At 69.2% G+C, this 19,735-nt stretch carries 18 protein-coding genes and 3 pseudogenes; 6 read left to right on the plus strand and 15 right to left on the minus strand.

The window, feature by feature from the left end; genetic code table 11:
- The first annotated feature begins 197 nt into the window (after positions 1-197).
- A complete protein-coding gene (locus CES90_RS28190) occupies positions 198-2,552 on the plus strand; it encodes an immune inhibitor A domain-containing protein (protein ID WP_189786601.1) in 2,355 nt (784 codons plus the stop codon).
- Positions 2,553-2,653: 101 nt separating this feature from the next.
- Here CES90_RS28190 and CES90_RS28195 read toward each other — a convergent pair whose 3' ends face one another.
- The gene (locus tag CES90_RS28195; protein WP_189786600.1) at positions 2,654-3,502 is read right to left on the minus strand and encodes an LLM class F420-dependent oxidoreductase; all 849 of its coding nucleotides are present in this window, start codon (positions 3,500-3,502) and stop codon (positions 2,654-2,656) included.
- A gap of 53 nt (positions 3,503-3,555) precedes the next feature.
- On the minus strand, positions 3,556-3,765 hold the full coding sequence (locus CES90_RS28200) for a hypothetical protein (protein WP_189786599.1): 210 nt from the start codon (positions 3,763-3,765) through the stop codon (positions 3,556-3,558).
- Between the two features lie 238 nt (positions 3,766-4,003).
- Here CES90_RS28200 and CES90_RS28205 point away from each other — a divergent pair, with 238 nt between their 5' ends.
- The 3 genes from CES90_RS28205 to CES90_RS28215 all read left to right on the plus strand — a co-directional run bounded on the left by CES90_RS28205 (position 4,004) and on the right by CES90_RS28215 (position 7,032).
- On the plus strand, positions 4,004-5,551 hold the full coding sequence (locus CES90_RS28205; RefSeq protein WP_189786598.1) for a CehA/McbA family metallohydrolase: 1,548 nt from the start codon (positions 4,004-4,006) through the stop codon (positions 5,549-5,551).
- Positions 5,552-5,706: 155 nt separating this feature from the next.
- Positions 5,707-6,525 (plus strand): SAM-dependent methyltransferase, encoded by an 819-nt coding sequence (locus CES90_RS28210; protein ID WP_189786597.1) that lies wholly within the window; start codon positions 5,707-5,709, stop codon positions 6,523-6,525.
- Between the two features lie 90 nt (positions 6,526-6,615).
- Positions 6,616-7,032 (plus strand): nitroreductase/quinone reductase family protein, encoded by a 417-nt coding sequence (locus tag CES90_RS28215; RefSeq protein ID WP_189786596.1) that lies wholly within the window; start codon positions 6,616-6,618, stop codon positions 7,030-7,032.
- 35 nt (positions 7,033-7,067) lie between these two features.
- Here the strand turns inward: CES90_RS28215 and CES90_RS28220 are convergent.
- From CES90_RS28220 to CES90_RS28245, 7 genes and pseudogenes are all read right to left on the minus strand, one after another.
- A pseudogene (locus CES90_RS28220) lies at positions 7,068-7,313 on the minus strand (SAM-dependent methyltransferase); the annotation flags it as partial.
- 13 nt (positions 7,314-7,326) lie between these two features.
- A pseudogene (locus CES90_RS28225) lies at positions 7,327-7,525 on the minus strand (integrase core domain-containing protein); the annotation flags it as partial.
- Positions 7,523-7,728: pseudogene (locus tag CES90_RS49955) on the minus strand (hypothetical protein); the annotation flags it as partial. The pseudogenes CES90_RS28225 and CES90_RS49955, both read right to left, overlap by 3 nt.
- 39 nt (positions 7,729-7,767) lie before the next feature.
- The gene (locus CES90_RS28230) at positions 7,768-9,228 is read right to left on the minus strand and encodes an aldehyde dehydrogenase family protein (RefSeq protein ID WP_189786595.1); all 1,461 of its coding nucleotides are present in this window, start codon (positions 9,226-9,228) and stop codon (positions 7,768-7,770) included.
- Complete coding sequence (locus CES90_RS28235) at positions 9,225-10,958, minus strand: N-acyl-D-amino-acid deacylase family protein (protein WP_189786594.1); 1,734 nt, start codon at positions 10,956-10,958, stop codon at positions 9,225-9,227. The genes CES90_RS28230 and CES90_RS28235 overlap by 4 nt, the downstream gene beginning before the upstream one ends.
- Before the next feature lie 138 nt (positions 10,959-11,096).
- Positions 11,097-12,185, minus strand: coding sequence for an LLM class flavin-dependent oxidoreductase (locus CES90_RS28240; protein WP_189786593.1), 1,089 nt, complete (start codon positions 12,183-12,185; stop codon positions 11,097-11,099).
- Between the two features lie 176 nt (positions 12,186-12,361).
- A complete protein-coding gene (locus CES90_RS28245) occupies positions 12,362-13,117 on the minus strand; it encodes an SDR family NAD(P)-dependent oxidoreductase (RefSeq protein ID WP_189786592.1) in 756 nt (251 codons plus the stop codon).
- A gap of 209 nt (positions 13,118-13,326) precedes the next feature.
- On the opposite strand from CES90_RS28245, the gene CES90_RS28250 reads away from it, so the two are divergent.
- Complete coding sequence (locus tag CES90_RS28250; RefSeq protein ID WP_189786591.1) at positions 13,327-14,064, plus strand: hypothetical protein; 738 nt, start codon at positions 13,327-13,329, stop codon at positions 14,062-14,064.
- A gap of 93 nt (positions 14,065-14,157) precedes the next feature.
- Entirely contained in the window at positions 14,158-14,949 is a 792-nt protein-coding gene (locus CES90_RS28255; RefSeq protein ID WP_189786590.1) for a hypothetical protein, read from the plus strand.
- 149 nt (positions 14,950-15,098) lie between these two features.
- Here CES90_RS28255 and CES90_RS28260 read toward each other — a convergent pair whose 3' ends face one another.
- The 6 genes from CES90_RS28260 to CES90_RS28280 form a co-directional block, all read right to left on the minus strand.
- Positions 15,099-15,827, minus strand: coding sequence for a response regulator transcription factor (locus CES90_RS28260; protein WP_189786589.1), 729 nt, complete (start codon positions 15,825-15,827; stop codon positions 15,099-15,101).
- 97 nt (positions 15,828-15,924) lie between these two features.
- Positions 15,925-16,191, minus strand: a complete 267-nt coding sequence (locus CES90_RS28265; protein ID WP_189786588.1) for a DUF4235 domain-containing protein — start codon at positions 16,189-16,191, stop codon at positions 15,925-15,927.
- On the minus strand, positions 16,188-16,649 hold the full coding sequence (locus CES90_RS28270) for a DUF3618 domain-containing protein (protein WP_189786587.1): 462 nt from the start codon (positions 16,647-16,649) through the stop codon (positions 16,188-16,190). The genes CES90_RS28265 and CES90_RS28270 overlap by 4 nt, the downstream gene beginning before the upstream one ends.
- A gap of 280 nt (positions 16,650-16,929) precedes the next feature.
- Complete coding sequence (locus CES90_RS51345) at positions 16,930-17,052, minus strand: hypothetical protein (protein WP_268257048.1); 123 nt, start codon at positions 17,050-17,052, stop codon at positions 16,930-16,932.
- A gap of 411 nt (positions 17,053-17,463) precedes the next feature.
- A complete protein-coding gene (locus CES90_RS28275; RefSeq protein ID WP_189786586.1) occupies positions 17,464-18,645 on the minus strand; it encodes a YihY/virulence factor BrkB family protein in 1,182 nt (393 codons plus the stop codon).
- An 81-nt stretch (positions 18,646-18,726) separates the two neighbouring features.
- Positions 18,727-19,668: an LLM class F420-dependent oxidoreductase gene (locus CES90_RS28280; protein ID WP_189786585.1), complete on the minus strand. Its 942-nt coding sequence runs from the start codon at positions 19,666-19,668 to the stop codon at positions 18,727-18,729.
- Between the last annotated feature and the right edge of the window lie 67 nt (positions 19,669-19,735).

A 19,735-nucleotide genomic window follows, 5' to 3' on the forward strand; every position in this document is an offset into this window, starting at 1 on the left:
GTGCACAAGCCGAACAGTGCGTGGCTGGTAATGAAGTTACTCGTGCCACCGGCGATCGCGAACTTTCTTTTCCCCTCAACCTCCTGTCAAATACGTTCACTTGATCCACCACGCGTGTCACAAGCCACGGGCGTCAGGGAACAGGACGGTCCGCTGCGCGCCCATGGCCGACCGCGTCCAGGAAGGACCCCCCACAAGTGACCAGCAAACCCTGGACGTTCAGGGCCGCGGCGACCGGTGTGGCCCTCGCCACCGCCGCGGCGACGTTCACGACCGTCACCGTCACCACCACACAGGTCGCCGAAGCACACACTCCGGCCGCGTCCACGGATCACCGCGACCCGGCCCACGCCCACGCCCACACCGCACACGACCACGACCTCGAAAGCCCGCTGAGCAGGACGCAGGCCGCCCAGCGCGAGGAAGCCCTGAAGCAGGTCATATCCGGCGACACCACGGTCAAGGACCGTGAGGGCTCCAAGGTCGTACAGCTGAAGAGCAAGAAGGGCGACCCCAAGTACGTCGAGCTGGGCCGCGAGAAGACCGACAGGATCTTCACGATCCTGGCCGAGTTCGGCGACCGAACGGACAGCACCTACGGCGGAACGCCCGGCCCCCTGCACAACCAGATAGCCAAGCCGGACCGCAAGAAGGACAACACGAAGGCCTGGAAGGCCGACTACAACCGGAAGCACTACGAGCAGCTGCTCTTCGGCACGGGCAAGAAGACCGAGTCGATGAAGAAGTACTACGAGAAGCAGTCCTCGGGCCGCTACTCGGTCGAGGGCGAGGTCGGGGGCTGGGTCAAGGTCCCCTACAACGAGGCCCGTTACGGCTCCAACAAGTGCGTGCCCAACACCTGTATCTGGCAGTTCGTCGCGGACGGCGTCACCGCCTGGGTGGCGCAGCAGAAGGCTGCCGGGCGCACGGACGCCGAGATCAAGACGGGCCTGGCGAAGTTCGACACCTGGGACCGCGGCGACTTCGACGGCGACGGCGACTTCAACGAGCCCGACGGCTACATCGACCACTTCCAGATCGTGCACGCTGGTGAGGGCGAGGAGGCCGACGGGGGAGCGCAGGGCGAGGACGCCATCTGGTCCCACCGCTGGTACGCGTTCAACGACGACTGGGACAAGACCGGCCCCGAGGGCAACAAGCGCGGTGGCGCCCCGATCGGCGACACCGGCATCTGGGTCGGCGACTACACGGTCATGCCGGAGAACGGCGGCCTCGGTGTCTTCGCCCACGAGTACGGCCACGACCTCGGCCTGCCGGACCACTACGACACCAGCGGCAAGGGCAACAACTCCACCGGAGCCTGGACCCTGATGTCGGGCGGCTCCTGGCTCGGCCAGAGCAAGACCGAGATCGGTGACCTGCCCGGCGACATGACCGCCTGGGACAAGCTGCAGCTCGGCTGGCTGAACTACGACAAGGCGAAGGCCGGCAAGCAGTCCACACACAAGCTGGGTGTCGCCGAGTACAACACCTGGGACAAGCAGGCCCTCGTGGTCGAGCTGCCCAAGAAGCGGGTAAAGGTCGAGGTCGTGAAGCCCTCGGAGGGTTCGCAGCAGTGGTGGAGCGGCAGCGCCGACAAGCTGTCCAACACGCTGACCCGTTCCGTGGACCTGACCGGCAAGACCTCCGCGGCGCTGACGCTCGACGGCTGGTGGGACATCGAGAAGGGTTTCGACTACCTCTACACCGAGGTCTCGACCGACGGTGGCGCCACCTGGACCGCGGTCGACGGCACCGCCGACGGCCAGCCGATCAGCCGTGACGGCGACGGCAAGCCGGCCCTGGACGGCACGACGGACGGCTTCAAGAAGCTGTCGTACACCCTGGACGCCTACGCGGGCCGGAAGATCGACCTGCGCTTCCGCTACCAGACCGACCAGTTCGTGGCCCAGAAGGGTTTCGTGGCCGACCGGATCACGGTCACGGCCGACGGCTCGCCCCTCTTCTCGGACAACGCCGAGACCGCCGACCCCGCCTGGACGGCAGCCGGCTTCTCCCGCTTCGGCGGCTCCTACACCACGGAGCACGAGCAGTACTACATCGCCGAGAACCGCCAGTACGTGTCGTACGACAAGGCCCTCAAGCTCGCGATCAGCTTCACGGGCCCGAGCTGGGTGGAGCGCTACCCCTACCAGAACGGCCTGCTGATCTGGAAGTGGGACACCTCGCAGCAGGACAACAACACCAGCCAGCACCCCGGTGTCGGCCGGCTGCTGCCGGTCGACGCCCACCCGAAGCCCCTGAAGTGGTCCAACGGCAAGCTGGCGTCGAACGACTACCAGACGCACGACTCGACCTTCACCCTCGGCCGCACGGACGCTTTCACGCTGCGCTGGGAAAAGAAGGACACGCTGAAGGTCACGTCGCAGAAGGGCGTGTCGACCTTCAACGACCGCACCCACACCTACTACGACGAGAAGAACCCCACGGGCGGCGTCAAGATCACCAACACCAACACCAAGATCCAGATCATCGAGGAGGCCAAGGACGGCTCCACGGTCACGATCCGGGTGGGCCCCGCGGGGAAGTAACCGAGAACGCCTGACAACCCCGAATCGGCCGCGACCTCCCGGGAGGTCGCGGCCGATCACGTCCGGGTGCGGAGTCCCGAACGGGGCGCGGGGCTGTGTCGTCACCCCAAGAACGCACCGTAGGAGTCCAACACCCCCAGGATCTCGGCCTCCCCCGCCGGAGGCAGCTGCACCACCACCTCCTCGATCCCCAGTTCCGCGTAGTACGCCAGCTTGCCCGCACTCGGATGCACCGCGTACGGAACGACCTGAAGTGCCTCTGGGGGCCGGCCCGCCTCGGCCCACGCCGCCCGCAGCACCGGCAGCGACTCGGACAACCCCCGCCCCCCGATCGGCAGCCACCCGTCCGCGTACTCGCAGATGTGCGCGAACAGCTTCGGCCCGGCCGCCCCACCGATCAGCGTGCGCGGTCCCACCACCGGCCCTCGCGGCTTCCGCACCGGCTTGGGGTACGCGAAACTCGCCCGCACACTCCCGAACTCCCCCTCGTACGCCGTCGGCTCCTCCGCCCACAGCGCCCGCATCAACGCCATCCGGTCCCGCACCAGCTCACGCCGGGTACGCCAGTCGACCCCGTGGTCGACGGCCTCCTCCACGTTCCAGCCGTAGCCGAGGCCGAGGGTGAGGCGGCCCCCGGAGAGGTGGTCCACGGTCGCGATCTGCTTCGCGAGGTCGATCGGGTCGTGCTGGGCGACGAGCGTGATGCCGGTGCCGAGCCCCAGCCGCTCGGTGACGGCGGCGGCCTGGCCGAGCGCGACGAAGGGGTCGAGGGTACGGCCGTACTCGCGCGGCAGCTCACCCCCGGCCGGGTACGGCGTCGTCCGCTCGACAGGGATGTGCGTGTGCTCGGGGACGTAGAGCCCGGCGAAGCCCCGCTGCTCCAGCTCACGGGCGAGCCGGGTGGGGGTGATGGTCTCGTCGGTGAGGAAGACGGTCACGGAGATGCGCATACGTCATCTCTACCGGGATGCAACCCCCGTGTCCATACCGACCGGTCGGCACCTCAATGGAGCGCCAGCCACCCCACGCCGACGACGCAGGTGAGCCCCGCTGCGGTCACGGCGGCGGCCCGCGTCCGGCGCCACAGCACAACCCCGATCAGCAGGGCGGCGAGGAGCACGGCGACCGTACCGATCGCGCCGCGCAACGGGCCGTGACTGTAACCGTATTCGCCGATGTGCCTCGCGAGCCATATCAGCCAGTAGAACCTCATGACGCTCCCCTTCGTCGAACCGATGAACGGGGCGGCACCTCTCGATTCGGCGCTGGTCGGACGCCGGTCCGGTGATCGCCCCGCTCGATCTTCGTCGCACATTACCCACAGGGGTCACACCTCGAAATCTGGCGATTCCCTTCCCTTGCCCCACAGTTCACCACCGCATACGAAGGTGGCACTCACCACCCCGCACCGCCCACGCCATGTCACACGCGACGACCTGGGGAGCAGCAGCATGTGCGACGAGCACAGCGACGGCAGCGACGGACGTGACGGAAACACACTCGGAAGGCGCGCGCTGTTCGTGACGTCGGCGGCGGCCGCGCTTACGTTGGGGAGCGTGACCTTCGGTACGAGCGGCGTCGAGGCCGCGGACGGCAACCAGGAGACGAAGACCATCCGGGGCACGCTCCCCACGGGCTCCCCCGACTTCGTCTATCTGCCCGTCGAAGTGCCTGGCGGGGTAAGGGAGTTGAAGGTCTCGTACACCTATGAGAGACCGACCGTCCCCGCCGGCACCGCCGGCAACGCGCTGGACATCGGCATCTTCGACGAACGCGGCACCGACCTCGGCGGCAAGGGCTTCCGGGGCTGGTCGGGCGGCGCGCGCACGGAGTTCTTCATCCGGGCGGACGACGCCACCCCGGGCTACATCCCGGGCCCCGTCCGCCCCGGCACGTGGCACATCGCGCTGGGCCCGTACACGGTGGCGCCGCGGGGACTGCCGTACGAGATCACGATCATGCTCACGTACGGCCAACCCGGCAAGCAGGTGAAGCCCGTCTACCCGCCGGAGCGGGCGAAGGGCCGGGGCCGGGCCTGGTACCGGGGCGACTGCCATCTGCACACCTGGTACTCCGACGGCCGCCGCACCACCGCCGAGATCGCGGCGCTCGCGCGGGCCGCAGGCCTCGACTTCATCAACTCCTCCGAGCACAACACCCAGTCGGCGCACGCCCATTGGGCCGAGCACGCGGGCGACGACCTCCTCATCCTGCTGGGCGAGGAGGTGACCACGAGGAACGGCCATGTGGTGGCCCTCGGCACCGACCCCGGCACCTTCGTCGACTGGCGCTACCGGGCCCGGGACAACCGGTTCGGCAAGTACGCCCGGGAGATCCGCCGCGCCGGGGGCCTGGTGGTCCCCGCCCACCCGCACGCCACCTGCATCGGCTGCAACTGGAAGTTCGGCTTCGGCGAGGCGGACGCGGTGGAGGTCTGGAACGGCGCGTACTCGCCCGAGGACGAGGTGGCTCTCGCCGACTGGGACGGCATGCTGGTCGCGGCCGTGCGCGAGGGCCGCCGGGACTGGATACCGGCGATGGGCAACAGCGACGCCCACCGTGACCCCGACCCCGTGGGCCGCCCCCAGACGGTCGTCCTGGCCGACGACCTGACGAGGGACGCCATCCAGGAGGGACTGCGGACCGGCCGCTCGTACGTCGCCGAGTCGAAGGACGTGTCCGTCACCTTCACCGCCTCCGGCACGCGCGGCGAACACGCGGGCATCGGCGAGCGGTTGAAGGTGGCCCCCGACACCCCGGTCACGGTCCGCCTGGAGGCGACGGGCGCCCCCGACTGCACGATCCGCTTCGTCACCGACCAGGGCGTCCTGTTCACCTCGCCCGCGCTCCCGGCCTCGGGCACCGGCTCGGCTCAGTGGCGTACGACGGCCTCGTACGCGGCGTACGTCCGCGCCGAGGTCCGCCATCCACCGGTCATCACGGGCTTCCCGGGCCCGATGGCGGCCTTCACGAACCCGATCTTCCTGGGGCGCAGCTAGGGCGTGGGCCATGGGCCGGGACTGCCGTCCAGGAACTCGCGTACGAAAACGACTCGTTGAGGCTTAAATTTGGCTCGACACGTGCGGGCGCACATCCGTACGTGTGACGCACGCACGTCTGTACGCTCGTATGCTCGTCGGAGGAGAACGGCCCCATGACCGATCACGCGACCACGCCCGAACCCGCGGCGAAGGAGAAGGTCGACACTTCGGTGCCCGCCTCCGCCCGCATCTGGAACTACTGGCTGGGCGGCAAGGACAACTACCCGGTGGACGAGGCGGCCGGCGACGCGTACGCCGGTGCCTTCCCCGGCATCGTGACCATCGCCCGCGGCAGCCGCGCGTTCCTGCGGCGCAGCATCCGGCATCTGGTGGAGGTGGAGGGCGTACGGCAGTTCCTGGACGTCGGCACCGGGCTGCCCACCGCCGACAACACCCACCAGGTCGCCCAGCGCAGCGCCCCGGACGCCAGGATCGTCTACGTCGACAACGACCCGATGGTCCTCGCCCACGCCCGCGCCCTGCTCTACTCCTCCGCCGAGGGCGCCACCGCGTACGTCGACGCGAGCCTCTACGACCCGGAGAACATCCTGGAGGCCGCGGCCAGAACCCTGGACCTGACCCGGCCCACGGCTCTCATCCTCAGCGGCATCCTCGGCCACGTCGCCGACTACGACGAGGCCCGCTCGATCGTCCAGCACCTGATGTCCGGCCTCCCCTCGGGCAGCTACCTCTCGATCAACGAGGGCTCCCGGGGCACCGACCCCGACTACGAGCGCGCCCAGGACGCCTACAACGAGACCGGCGCCGTCCCCTACTTCCTCCGCCCCGTCGACCAGATCACCGGCTACTTCGACGGCCTGGACCTGATCGACCCGGGCGTCGTGTCCGTCCCGCTCTGGCGCCCGGACGGCACGGAGGAGACCGAACCGAAGCCGATCGGCCAACACGGCGGCCTGGGCCGCAAGCCGTGACCACCGGGCGGGGCGGGCTCCGTTCCGCCGCCCCGCCCCGCCTCGCCCGGCCTGCCCTGCTCCCCCACGCCCCGAGGAGAACGAAACCCGATGCCCCGCGCCGCAGACGGTCCGGACCTCAAACAGCGTCTCGTCACCACCTTCCAACGCTGCGTCGCGAACCCGGTGCTCCGCCGCGTACCGCTCCACACGCTCCTGGAGACCACGGGCCGCAAGTCCGGCCTGCCGCGCCGGACCCCGCTGGGCGGGCGCCGGGTCGGTGACTCCTTCTGGCTGGTCTCGGAGTTCGGCGAGAAGTCCCAGTACGTACGGAACATCCGGGCCGACCCGAGAGTCCGCGTCCGTATCCGGGGCCGCTGGCACGAGGGAACGGCACATGTACTGCCGGACGACGACCCGATCGCCCGCCTGCGCACCCTGCCCAGGATGAACAGCGCGGGGGTACGGGCGCTGGGGTCGAGGTCGGGGTTGCTGACGATCCGGGTGGACCTACGGACAAGGGACTGAGGGTCAAGGAGGGTCAAGGAGGGTCAAGGAGGGTCTCAAGCCGGAAGCGGCCGACGGGCGACGAACACGAACTCCTTGCCGCCCCGGTCAGGAGCGTCACACACCTCCTCCAGCGCATACCCCGCGGCGGCCAGATCCACCTCGATCTCACCCCGCTCGCGGAACCTGAGCGTGGAGTCGGACGTCAACTCGCCGTCGGCGAAGACGTAATGCCAGCGGAACGTGACGAGTGGACCGTCGACCTCGATCAACTCCACCCACCTCTCGACCGCGCCGACTCCCGCGCAACACGCCCTAGTTGTATTGCCCTGAGAGGTTAGGGACGCGGCTGGCTGGTGGTTGGCCCTTGAGCGCGGTGTGTCCGCGGTGGTGATTGTAGGTGTGCAGCCAGCCACCGGGCGGGCGTACGCCCACTCGTCGAGCAGGGTGCGGTGAAGCGTTCGACCTTGCCGTTCGTCTGCGGCCGGTAGGCGCGGGTTCGTTTGTGCGGGACCTGGCGGCACCGGCCGCACGGGGGAACAACCCCGCGGTCGCGGTCGCCCACGGCTGGTAGGCGTTCACCGCGGTGACGATCCGGCCGTCCTGGGCGCGGGCCGCTGCTGCCATGGTGTGGTTGTCGCCCCGGCAGCGCCTGCGCGCGACGTGGGCCGCGGCCTGAAGGCGGCGTGGCCACCCACGGCACGTCCTCCGGGGCATGGCCGACGAGTACCGCGTCCGACCCGGACCGCTCCCCGCTCACCCCGGCCAGACGATCGCCTGTACCTCGCTGTACGCGTGCAGCGCGTACGAGCCCACGTCTCGGCCCACTCCGCTCTTCTTGAAACCACCGAAGGGGGCCTCCATGTTGCGGCCGACGGTGTTCACCCCCACCCCGCCCGTTCGCAGGCGGCGGGCGACGCGGAAGGCTCGGGACACGTCTCCCGACCAGACGTAGTCGATGAGGCCGTAGTCGGTGGCGTTGGCCAGGGTCACCGCCTCGTCCTCGTCGTCGAAGGGGAGGGCGACGACCACCGGGCCGAAGATCTCCTCCCGGACCACCCTCATGTCGGGGGTGCAGTCGGCGAGGAGGGTGGGGGTCACGTAGAAGCCATGGTCCAGCGGCGGGCGTTCGCCGCCGGTCACCAGCCGGGCGCCCTCCTTGCGGCCGAGTTCGACGTACGACTCGACGCGGTCCCGGTGGGCCGACGAGATCACCGGGCCCACCACGGTGCCCCGCTCCCGCGGGTCGCCCACCGGCAATCGCCTCGCGTACTCCGCCAGTTGGGTCACCAGTTCGTCGTACACGCCCCGCTGCGCGATCACCCGTGTCGGGGCCGTGCAGATCTGGCCGCTGTAGAAGGAGAAGGTGGTGCCGATAGCGGCCACCGCGGACGTCAGGTCCGCGTCGTCGAAGACGATCGCCGCGCCTTTTCCGCCCAGTTCCATCAGCTGGCGCTTCATGCCGCGGCCGCAGACCTCCGCGATGCGTCGCCCGACCGCCGTGGAGCCCGTGAAGCTCACCATGTCCACGTCGGCCGAGTCCACCGCCGCCTCGCCGGCCTCCACCCCCGAGCCGCTCACCACGTTCACCACGCCCGGCGGTACGCCCGCCGCCTCCAGGGCCTCGGCCATGCGGTAGACGGAGAGGGGGTCCTGGGGGGCGGGTTTCACCACGACCGTGTTGCCCATGGCGAGGGCGGGGGCGATCTTGCCGGCCGGGTTGGCCCAGGGGTTGTTGTAGGAGGTGATGCAGGTGACCACGCCCACCGGCTGGCGGATGGCCAGGGCGCCCATCACCGCCGCCCTGCCGAACGGGCCCGCCTCGTTGATCTGGGGAGCGATCGGCTCCTCCGTCGGCTCCACGCGCGCGTACCGCTGGAAACGGGCCGCGCCGATCCCCACCTGCATCCCGCGCGCCGTCCCGGTCGTGGCCCCGGTCTCGGCCTGGGCGAGTTCGGCGTACGGGACGAGGTGGCGTCGTATCAGGTCGGCGGCCTTCGCCAGTACGGCCGCCCGTTCCTCCGGTCGGGTCCGTGACCACGGCCCGAAGGCCTCGCGGGCCGCGGCGGCGGCCGCGTGCACCTGCTCCCGCGAGGCCTCCGGGGCCAGTCCGACGACCGTCTCGGTCGCCGGATCGGTCACCTCGTAGTACCCACCGTCGGGCTCCACCCAGGAGCCGCCGATGAACAGCCGCTGCGCCCGCGCCGCCCCACTCACCTCGTACTCACCGTCCGCGTGTCCCGCCCCGACCGCAGCACCTTCCCGGGTACCGCCCCGGTCACCACGTCGTCCCGTATCGCCTCGACGCCGTTGACCCACACCGCCCGTACGCCGATGGCCTTGGAGTCCAGCCGCGGGCTGTCACCCGGCAGGTCGTGCACCAGGGTGGCCTTGCCGGCGTCGACGCGCTCCGGGTCGAAGAGGACGAGGTCCGCGTGCCAGCCCTCCCGCACCTGCCCCCTCTCGCGCAGGCCGAACAGCCGTGCCGGGTCGTCGGTCAGCATCTTCACCGCCTGTTCGAGCCCGACGAGCCCCCGGCCGCGCAGACAGTCGCCGATGAACCGGGTCGTGTACGGGGCTCCGCACATACGGTCCAGATGGGCGCCCGCGTCGGAGCCGCCCAGCATGACGTCCTCGTGCTGCCAGGTCTCGGCGCGCAGCGCCCAGCTCGCCGGGTCGTTGTCCGTCGGCATGGGCCACAGGACCGTACGGAGGTTGTCGGCCGCGCAGATCTCCACCAGGCACTCGAACGGGTCCTGCCCCCGCTCCGCCGCGATGTCCTGCACGACCCGCCCGGTCAGGCCCTCGTTCGCCTCGCTGTACGTGTCCCCGATGACGTACCGCCCGAAGTTGGCGAGGCGGCGGAAGACACCGGCCTCCTTGGAGTCGGCCCTGCGCAGCATCTCGGCACGGACCTCCGGATCCCGCAGCCGCTCGATCCGCTCGGGCACCGGCAGCCCCAGGACCGGCCCCCACCCGGGGATGAGATTCAGCGCGCAGAAGGTACCGAGCGACATGTTCATGGGGGTGAGGATCGGCATGGTCAGGGCCACCACCCGGCCCCCGGCCTTCCGCGCCCGCTCGCTCGCCTCCAGCTGCCGGGGCACGCGCTCGGGGACCGCCGAGTCGATGGTCAGTACGTTCCAGTTGAGCGGCCGCCCCGCCACCGCGCTCATCTCCACGAAGAGGTCGATCTCCTCGTCGCTGAACTGATCCAGACACCCCGCGACGATCGCCTCGATCTGCGTCCCCTCGTGCTCACCCACGGCCCGGGCGAGCGCGATCAACTCGTCGGCCTTGGCGTGACGCGAGGCGACCGGCTTCCCGTCGCCGTCGGAGTGGGTCGAGGACTGGGTCGTCGACAGCCCCCACGCCCCCGCCTCCATCGCCTCATGGAACAGCCGGAGCATGTCCCTCAACTGCCCCTCGCTCGGCTGCCCACCGATCGCGTCCGGCCCCATGACGTACCGCCGCAGCGCGCAATGCCCCACCATGAACCCGGCATTGACGGCGATACGGCCTTCAAGGGCGTCCAGATACTCCCCGAAGCCGTGCCAGCTCCACGGCGCCCCCTCCTCCAGGGCGACCAGCGACATCCCCTCCACCTTGGACATCATCCGCCGCGTGTAGTCGGCGTCCTCGGGGCGGGAGGGGTTGAGGGGCGCGAGGGTGAACCCGCAGTTCCCGCCGGCGACCGTCGTCACCCCGTGGTTGAGGGAGGGGGTGGCATACGGGTCCCAGAAGAGCTGGGCGTCGTAGTGGGTGTGGGGGTCGACGAAGCCGGGGGCGAGGACGAGTCCGGCGGCGTCCTCGGACGTACGTGCCTCTTCGGTGACATCGCTTCCGATGACAGCGATACGTCCGTCCCGTATGCCGACGTCGGCGATGTACGCGGGGGCGCCGGTCCCGTCGACGACGGTCGCGCCTTTGATGACGTGATCGAGCATGACGGTTCCTCCTCAGGTTTCGGGTGCGGGACACTCCCTCAGGGGCGCGGGGCTGTGTCGGTTTGCGGCTCCGCCCCGTGGGCACGACCAGCCACAACGAACCCGCAGCCACCAGACGGGCAGCAGCCCCTACGGCGATCAGGCGGACTGCCGGAAACGGGACGTCCTGTGCACAGGATCCGTGTCGATCTTCGGAATCACGTGCTCCCCCACCAACCGAATCGTCTGCAACGTCTCCTCCTTCGGCACCCCCACCGGCAACCCGAAGCTCAGCTGATCCGCCCCGGCCTGCTCCCACCGCTTGCACTGCGTGAGCACCTCGTCCGGATCCCCGCAGATCAACAACTCCTCGGAGATGAGCAGCTCGATGAACTCCTCGTCATACGGAGGCAACGTCTCCGGCCAGACGGGGAACCCCTCCGGCCGGGGGAACGTGTCGTGATACCTGAACACGAGTGACGGCAGATAGTGCAGCCCGCCGTTCACGGCGATCCGCACCGCCTCGTCATGCGTGGGCGCGCAGATCGCCGTCGTCGTCACCATCACGTTGTCGTTGACGAAGTCCCCGATCGGTTCGGCGTCGACGATCGCGGTCTTGTACTGCTCCAGCACCCACTCCATGTCGGAGACCTTCTGCACGCTGAAGCCGAGCACGCCGAGCCCCTTCTTCGCGGCCATGGCGTACGACGGCGGCGAGCCGGCGGCGTACCACATCGCGGGGTGGGACTTCCCGTACGGCTTCGGCAGGATCTTCCGCGGCGGCAGGGACCAGTGCTTGCCCTGGAAGCCGACGTACTCGTCCTGGAGCCACATCTTGGGGAACTCGGCGATGGTCTCTTCCCAGATCTCCTTGGTGTAGTTCATGTCGGTCACACCAGGGATGAAGCCGAGGATCTCGTGGGAGCCGGCCCCGCGCCCGCTGCCGAACTCGAAGCGGCCCTCGCTGAGATGGTCGAGCATGGCGACCTTCTCGGCGACCTTGACGGGGTGGTTGACCTGGGCGAGAGGATTGAAGATCCCCGACCCCAGATGGATCCGCTCGGTCGCGTGGGCCAGGTACCCCAGGAACACATCATTGGCCGACAGGTGCGAGTACTCCTCCAGGAAGTGGTGCTCGGAGGCCCACGCGTACTTGAAGCCGGACTTGTCCGCCTGGATGACGTACTCGGTCTCCTCCATCAGCGCCTTGTGCTCCGCGAGCGGGTCGGTCTCGGCCCGCTTTCCCACGTATCCCTGTACAAAGAGCCCGATTTCCAAGGAGGTTCACCGTCCCCAGGTCATCCCCACGGCCATATCTGACAGGTCGTCAGATCTATGAGCCGACTGTTCCATCGAGTCCCTGGAGGGTCAATAGCTGACGTACCGTCAGCCAAGACCATCGGCCAAGATCATCGGCCAAGACGTCAGCCAAGACTCACCCCGGCCAGCCACCCCCCGTCGATCACGAACGGCTGCCCGGTGATGTACGACGAGTCCGCACAGGACAGGAACAGCGCCAGCCGGGCGACCTCCTCGGGTTTGCCGATCCGGCCGAGCGGCACGCGCTTGCGGTACAGCCGGTCGATGGACTCGGCGGAGGCACCGTCACCGGGGTCGGACATCGCGGTGTCGATGGCGCCGGGGCAGACCGCGTTGACGCGTATCCCCTTGCGGGCCAGCTCCAGCGCGGCCACCCGGGTCAGGCCGACGATCGCGTGCTTGGTGGCGGCGTACGCGCCGACGTACGCCATGCCCGTCATCCCGGTGTACGAGGCGGTGTTGACGATGGTGCCGCCGCCGGCCGCCTCGATCTCGGGGGCGAGGGTCTTGACGCCGAGGAAGACGCCGACCTGGTTGACATGGACGACCTGCATGAACTCGTCGAGGGGGGTGTCGACGAGGGCGTTGAAGCGCAGGACGCCTGCGTTGTTGACAAGGCCGTCGACGCGGCCGTACGCCTCCTTCGCCGCGGCCACGGCGGCCGACCAGTCGTCCTCGCGGCTCACGTCCAGGTGGACGTAGTGCGCGCCGATCTCCTTGGCGAGGGCCTCGCCCTGGTCGTCGAGGACGTCGGCGACCACGACCTCGGCCCCCTCCGCCCGGAACAGCCGGGCCTCCTGCTCGCCCTGGCCGCGCGCGGCGCCTGTGACGAGGACTACACGTCCGTCGAGCTTGCCCATGCGGACTCCCTTCGCGGGTGCGTTGGCCGAGGTCAGCGTACCGAGATATCTGATGATGCGTCAGATGGTGGGCGGATGACGGCTCGATGATTGCGCTCGCAACCCCAAGTGACTCACCAGTAGGGACATTTGACTCTGTCTGGGGTTTCCACCGGAGCCCAATAATCCTCAGACGGAAGGTAAAGCCACCACCAAGGAGCGATTCCCACATGGCCAAGAGGCGGTTCAGGAACAAGAAGGTCCGGTACATCGCCATCGGCGCTTCACTGGCTACCGGTGCGGCTGCCGTCGCGGTGCTGCTCCCGTCGGCCAACGCGGCCGGGGAGAAGACACCCGACGAGATCATGGGGATGTGCGAAAGGACCGCGGTCCTCAACGGAAAGAAGCAGACAACAGCTGATTTCGGAGGCGGCCTGGGTGATGGTTTCCAGTCCGACACCTGTGATTTCGTCGAGACGAAGTTCGAGGTCTTCGACGGTCCCACGGAGAAGGTCACCGTCGACTTCCCGAACTGCGAGCCCAACGCCACCGAACCGTCGAAGGTGACCACCGAGTTCTCGAAGGCGGTGGCTCAGGGACAGGGCATAAGCCGAGTGACCAGGCAGGGCGCCGCCGGCGGTCTCTTCGGTGCCCTGAGCGGATCCTGGGTGAAGCACAAGGGCACGCTGGACATGACCGTCAAGTCGGCCACCGCCAGCGAGTCGGAACAACGGGAAGTCCCCGTCGGCAAGATCATGCACGTGACGTTCACACCGAAGATGCAGCGCATGACCGGCGAATGGCGCGTGCGTATCAACGCCCGCGAGGCGACGACCACCACCAACGCCACACCCGAGCAGAACTTCGTGGCCCCGGAAGTGGTCGAAGGTCCGGTCATCCTGGAGAGTGCCGCAGGCACGCCCGCGCTCGCGGACGGCACCTCCAAGGTCGTACTGGAGGACTGCTGACGCTCCCCCCGCTCTTCCTCTCCCCCATCTCCCCCACCTCCCCTCCCCCCACCTCCCCTCCCCTCCCCTCCCCTCCCCCAGTAGGAGACACGCATGTCACGCACCGGGCGCAGCGGCAGCCACCGCAGCAAGAAGAAGCGCATCACCCTCGCCCTGGCGCCGGTCGCCGCCCTCGGGCTGGCCGTCCCGCTGATGTACAGCGCGGGTGCCGCCACCCCCGACGAGGTGGCCACGGACTGCCGTACGGACTCGGACAAGCTGGAGAACTGCGAGTTCGTCCCCGTTCAGAACAAGGCCAACAGTCTCGGTCCCAACGAGCGGGTCACGTCCGTGACCGACAACTGCGGTGTCAGCACGCCGGCGACCAAGTCCTTCAGCGGCACCGCCTCCGTGACCCGCACCATTCAGCTGGAGAACGGCTTCAGCGTGGACGGCAGCACAAAGCTGGGGAACTCGTTCTTCGAGGTCGGCCTCCAGTTCAGCACGTCGGAAATCAACATCAAGCGCGACGACACCACGTCCTCGTTCTCCTTCACCAGGAGCGACACCGTCAAGGCGGACCACATCGCCTTCTTCATGTGGTCTCACAAGCGCACCGACGTGAGCGGATTCCTGCGGGCGACGTACAAGGAGGCACAGGACGGCCAGAAGGTCTTCTTCTCTCCCAGTGAGGGAGCCACGAACGTTCACGTCTTCTATCCGCAGCTCCTGAAGAGCGGAACTCCGGACGGCCGCCTCTGGCTGCGGAACGTGCAGTGCGGTACGCCCCAGGCCGACGGAATCCTCAAGAACCAGAACAGCGTCCGTGCCGAACCGGGGTTCGGCGAGGGCGGCGCGAATGTGAACGACGTGGAAATCCCGCTGTCGGAGATATCTCCGGAATAGGAGAAACCCAGCCCGGAAGAGGAGACAAACAGTCGGCGCAAGAGCGGCAGCCGACTGGTGTGAATGGGATCGAGCCCTCGCGGGGACGCGGGGGCTCGATCCCATCCGTGCGTTCTCATCCGTGCGTTCTCATACGCGAACCCGGGGAGTCACACACGAACCACGGAGGCGGCTCCCAGCCACCTCAGTACCGCCTCCGTACTCCCCCGGACGTCCAACTTGGCGTAGATGTTGCTGAGGTTGTTGCGGACGGTCTTCTCACTGAGCCGTAACCGCAGACCGATCTCCTGGGCGCCGAGGCCGGTGGAGAGGAGTTCCATGATCTGCCGTTCCCGGGGGGAGAGCAGCGAGCGCAGCCGTTCCACCGCCTCCTCGGCGGCCGACTCGTCCGGCATCCCGTGGGCCGCGTCCCGGAGGGCGGCGCAGGCGCTCGGCGAGAGGTAGGTGTGGCCGACCGTGGCGGCCATGACCGCCGAGGAGAGCATGCAGGTGCAGTAGTCGCCCTCGACCAGATAGCCCGCCCCGCCCCGGAAAGCCTCGACGACCGTCTCGCTGTCCCTGCGTGGGCTGATGACGATCACCGGCGCGCTCATGGCCCCCATGGCCTTCAGCAGCCCCGCGAAGGAGACCGCCGGATCCTCGCAGCGCAGGATCACGACATCGACGTCGGCCTCATGGAGCCCCCGGTAGGGCGGCGCCATGTGCAGCGCGCGGCGCACGTACGGGTCGTCGCGGGCGGGCCAGTCACGGTGCGGCCAGTCACGCTGGGCACATGCGAGCGCGACGGACAGGCCCTGGGGGCGAACCGACGAGCCGAGCGCCGCATGGTGCGAGGACGGGCTGTGCTGGGACGTTCGGACGTGCCGGGGGGATCGCACTCGCGGGTCCTTCCGCCGAAGTCGTGACGTCCATGGATACGCATCCCGGCGTGGACATGTTCAAAAGTTCAATGAGGTCTGAGGTGGCCGGATCGGGTCAGCCGGGCCAGGTTCCGGTCAGGCGGCGGGTGGCGGTGGCCCCGGAGCGGTCGACGGCGGCTTTGACGGCCGCAAAGATGGCGCCCTGCAGGGTGGCGGCGAGCAGGACCTCGCGCCAGGTGCGTTCCTCGTCGGTGGCGTCGGGTGCGTCCTCTTCGTGGCCGAGCTTCTTCCACGCCTGCTTGAACAAGGCGCCGGAGAGCATGCCGCTGACCGCGCCGAGGCCCAGGCCGACCGGCTTGTAGGCGAGTTTGGAGACTTTCATCGACGTGCCTTCCTGCGACGGCGCATCAGCGCCAGGGCCAGCAGCCCGGCCGTGACGGCGAGCAGCGCGGTGCGGTTCTCGCGCGCCATGCGGGCGCCTTGGTCGGCCCGCTGCCTCAGGGGTTCGGGGGCCTTGTCCTGCACGGTCCGCGCGGCGTGGGCGGCCTTGTCGCGGACCTGGACGACCGTCTGGCCGGCCTTCTGCCGTACGGGCTCGGGGGTCCGCTCCCGCACCGTGTGGGCGGTGTGGGCGGCCCTGTCCCGTACCTGGGTCGCCACATGGCCCGCCTGCCCTTTCACGGCGGCGGCCCTGTGTTGCGCCCTGGCCTTGAAATCGCTCTTCGTGGCCAGCGCCTCGACGGTCTCTCCGAGCTCCTGGCGGGTCTGTTCCACCTGTTCGCGCAGTTCCTCGGGGGTCTGGGCGTTGGTGTCCTGTGGCTTGTCCTGGTGCCGGGTCATTGCTGCGTCCTCTCCTTGATCTCCTTCATGTCGGCCTTCACTCTGTCCACGGTTTCCTGTGGTGCGGGAGAGCCGGCCTTGTCGATCTCCTTCTTGCCGGTCGATGGGGATGGTGATCGTGGTGGCCACCAGGGCCTGCGGGGTCAGCGCCCCGAAGGGGCCGGCGCCGCCGAGGAGCCCGCCGCCGCGCCCGTATCGCTCGCCCTTGCTTTGCGGTCATCCGTCAATGTCGCCCGGGTACCCGGCCTCAGCCGGTCCATCCCGCCCGGCGCCGCCCTCTTCACCCCAGGTGGCGCAGCAGCAACCGGGGCGCGGCCCGGACGAGCCCTGCCGCGGCGAGCCCGATCACGACCCCGGTGACGACATCCGCGGGGTTGTCAGCTGCTTGCGGGGGAGCGTGCACGAGGGCGGCTTAACTCGACCGTGTGATGGTCGGCATCCGGGTTTGCGGCGTCCTGGGCCGTCCGGGTCAACGTGATCGTGCGATCTGGGACGCCGGGTACGGCGCCAGCAGGCGGGGCCCCCGATCCGCCGGAGTGATGGTTCAGGGCCTCCCCGTCGCCTCTGGCCGTACCCATTTGGCCAGGTCGTACAGGCAGGTCGTACAGGGCAGTGTCCATAGCGGCCTCCGGCCGCGGGGGCCTCCTGGGATCGGACGAGCGGACTCGCTCCTGCTCAGTCAAGAGGAACGGCAGGGGGCACCGCTGTGCACCCGCTCGGCGGCGACCGTCACCGCGGGCATGGCGCAGACGGTACCCGCCCACGGCGGGCCAGATGGGCATGATCGCGGCGGTGAAGCCGACGGCCGCAGCGGTCAGCCCTGGTCCTTTCCGCCCTGGTCATTTCCGCCCTGGTCCATGAGGCGCTGCTCGTCCTCCTCGTCCCACTTACGGGTGTCGCGCGGTTCGACGTACGGCTCCTCCCGCTCGGGATGGCCGCCGGCGATGGCCCGCTGGCGGGAGGTTTCGGCGTCGAATTCCAGGCCGAGGAGGATCGCCAGATTGGTGATCCACAGCCACACCAGGAAGACGATGATCCCGGCGAACGTCCCGTAGGTCTTGTTGTAGGAGGCGAAATTCGCCACGTAGAACGCGAACCCGGCCGAGGCGATCATCCAGATCAGCAGCGCCAGGAAGCTGCCCGGCGTGACCCAGCGAAAGCCCCTCACCCGCGCGTTCGGCGTCGCCCAGTACAGGATCGCGATCATGATGGTGACCAGCAGCACCAGCACCGGCCACTTGGCGATCGACCACACCGTCAGCGCGGTGTCCCCCATACCCAGCGTGGTGCCGGCCTGACGGGCCAGAGGGCCGGTGAAGACCACGATCAGCGCGCTGATGACCGCCAGGACCATGAGTACCACGGTGACAGCCACACGGACCGGCAGCACCTTCCACACCGGCCGGCCCTCGGGGACGTCGTAGACGGCGTTGGCCGTACGGATGAACGCCGCGACATAACCGGAGGCCGACCACACCGCCAGCACCAGGCCGACGATCGCCATCACCGAGCCGAGCCCGGCGTTGCCCTGCAGTTGCCGCACCGCGTTGGTGATCACCTCGCGTGCGGCGCCCGGGGTGAACTCGGTGAGGTTGCTCAGTACCCTGTCCGTGGTCGACGCGCCGGTGATGCCGAGCAGCGAGACCAGCACGAGCAGTGCCGGGAAGAGCGACAGGATTCCGTAGTAGGTCAGGGCCGCCGCCCGGTCGGTGAGCTCGTCCTTCTTGAACTCGCTCCTCGTCCGGCGCAGCACCGCCCACCACGACTTCTTGCCCAGCTCCGTCGGAGCGTCCGGAGCCCGTTGCTCCACTTCCGGCTCCGGGCCGTACTTCGGCTTCGTGTCCGGTTCCGGCTCGGAGCCGTACTTCGCATCCGGCTCCCGGCTCTCACGTGGGGTGGCAGGCGGCCGCCGCCCGACTTTCGCGTGTCCTCGCCGGTGAGTACCACCGTCACCGGACGCTTGCCCTTTATGCCCCAGTTTTATGATTCGCGTCATGGATTGACCAGTACCCCTGTCCGGGGTTCCACGCCTGCGAACCCAGGTGACGAGCCCTGGCGGGGAGCAGAGGGCATGGGACTACAACAGCGGCCCGACCTCGGCCCCGAACGCCGCCATCTGATCGACGAGCTCGCCCCGGCCACGGCTGCGGAAGCGCACCTGGATCTGGTCCACGCCCATCTCCGCGTACGCGCGCAGCGAGTCGGCGAGGGCTTGAGGTGGACCGGTGAGCGTGCGGCGGCCGACGTCCCAGCTCGGCTCACCGACGTACAGGGGCTCGGTGATGGCACCCACCACGAAGGGCCGGCCGGCCGTCCCCGCTTCCTCCCGCAGGCGCCGCAGCCGGGCGATCTGCGCCGGGAGGCGGTCGCGCGGGTCTCCCTGCGGCAGCCAGCCGTCCCCGCGTACGGCCGCCCGGCGGACGGCGGCCGGCGACGAGCCGCCCACCCACATCGGTACCCGCTCCTGCGCGGGCCGGGGCCGCTGTCCCAGACCTTCGAAGTCGTACAGCTTCCCCTGGTACGAGGGGAACTCCTCCGGCCCCAGCGCCGCCCGCAGCGCGTCGAGTGACTCGTCCAGCACCGCTCCCCGCCGTTCGAAGTCCACCCCCAGCGCCTCGAACTCCTCCCGCACATGCCCGGCCCCGGCCCCGAGGATCAGCCGCCCGCCCGAGAGGTGGTCGAGGGTCGCGTACTGCTTGGCCGTCAGCAGCGGATGCCGCAGCCCCACCACCGCGACATGGCTCAGCAGCCGCACCCGCTCGGTGACCCCCGCAAGAAAGGCGAGGGTGGCGACCGGGTCGTACCAGACCGTCCCCATCGCGGGGGCGAGACGGCGAGGGATGGCGACGTGGTCGCAGCTCGCGAGGTACGCGAAGCCGGCCCGGTCGGCGGCCCGCGCGATCTCGACCAGATCCCCGACCCCGGCGTCCGCCTCCCAGGGCTCGGCGTACAGGGTGCTCTGGGACTGGACGGGCAGCTGCATCCCGTAGACCAGTCGACCGCCGGACGGAACTCGCATGAGGCACCCCTTGACTGACGGCTCAGCAGGCCGACCACCGACCGCCCCCATGGTCGTAGCTGACGGT

The sequence above is a fragment of the Streptomyces capitiformicae genome (genome assembly GCF_002214185.1).
Lineage (GTDB): Bacteria > Actinomycetota > Actinomycetes > Streptomycetales > Streptomycetaceae > Streptomyces > Streptomyces capitiformicae.

Coding starts and splice junctions, on each gene's coding strand:
- CES90_RS28195 (WP_189786600.1), bottom strand. CDS start 3,502: ATGCGCATCTCCGTGACCGTCTTCCTCACCGACGAGACCATCACCCCC.
- CES90_RS28265 (WP_189786588.1), bottom strand. CDS start 16,191: ATGAAAGTCTCCAAACTCGCCTACAAGCCGGTCGGCCTGGGCCTCGGC.
- CES90_RS28275 (WP_189786586.1), bottom strand. CDS start 18,645: ATGACGCGAATCATAAAACTGGGGCATAAAGGGCAAGCGTCCGGTGAC.
- CES90_RS28280 (WP_189786585.1), bottom strand. CDS start 19,668: ATGCGAGTTCCGTCCGGCGGTCGACTGGTCTACGGGATGCAGCTGCCC.
- CES90_RS28270 (WP_189786587.1), bottom strand. CDS start 16,649: ATGACCCGGCACCAGGACAAGCCACAGGACACCAACGCCCAGACCCCC.
- CES90_RS28235 (WP_189786594.1), bottom strand. CDS start 10,958: ATGCTCGATCACGTCATCAAAGGCGCGACCGTCGTCGACGGGACCGGC.
- CES90_RS28210 (WP_189786597.1), top strand. CDS start 5,707: ATGACCGATCACGCGACCACGCCCGAACCCGCGGCGAAGGAGAAGGTC.
- CES90_RS28255 (WP_189786590.1), top strand. CDS start 14,158: ATGTCACGCACCGGGCGCAGCGGCAGCCACCGCAGCAAGAAGAAGCGC.
- CES90_RS28215 (WP_189786596.1), top strand. CDS start 6,616: ATGCCCCGCGCCGCAGACGGTCCGGACCTCAAACAGCGTCTCGTCACC.
- CES90_RS28245 (WP_189786592.1), bottom strand. CDS start 13,117: ATGGGCAAGCTCGACGGACGTGTAGTCCTCGTCACAGGCGCCGCGCGC.
- CES90_RS28200 (WP_189786599.1), bottom strand. CDS start 3,765: ATGAGGTTCTACTGGCTGATATGGCTCGCGAGGCACATCGGCGAATAC.
- CES90_RS28205 (WP_189786598.1), top strand. CDS start 4,004: ATGTGCGACGAGCACAGCGACGGCAGCGACGGACGTGACGGAAACACA.
- CES90_RS28250 (WP_189786591.1), top strand. CDS start 13,327: ATGGCCAAGAGGCGGTTCAGGAACAAGAAGGTCCGGTACATCGCCATC.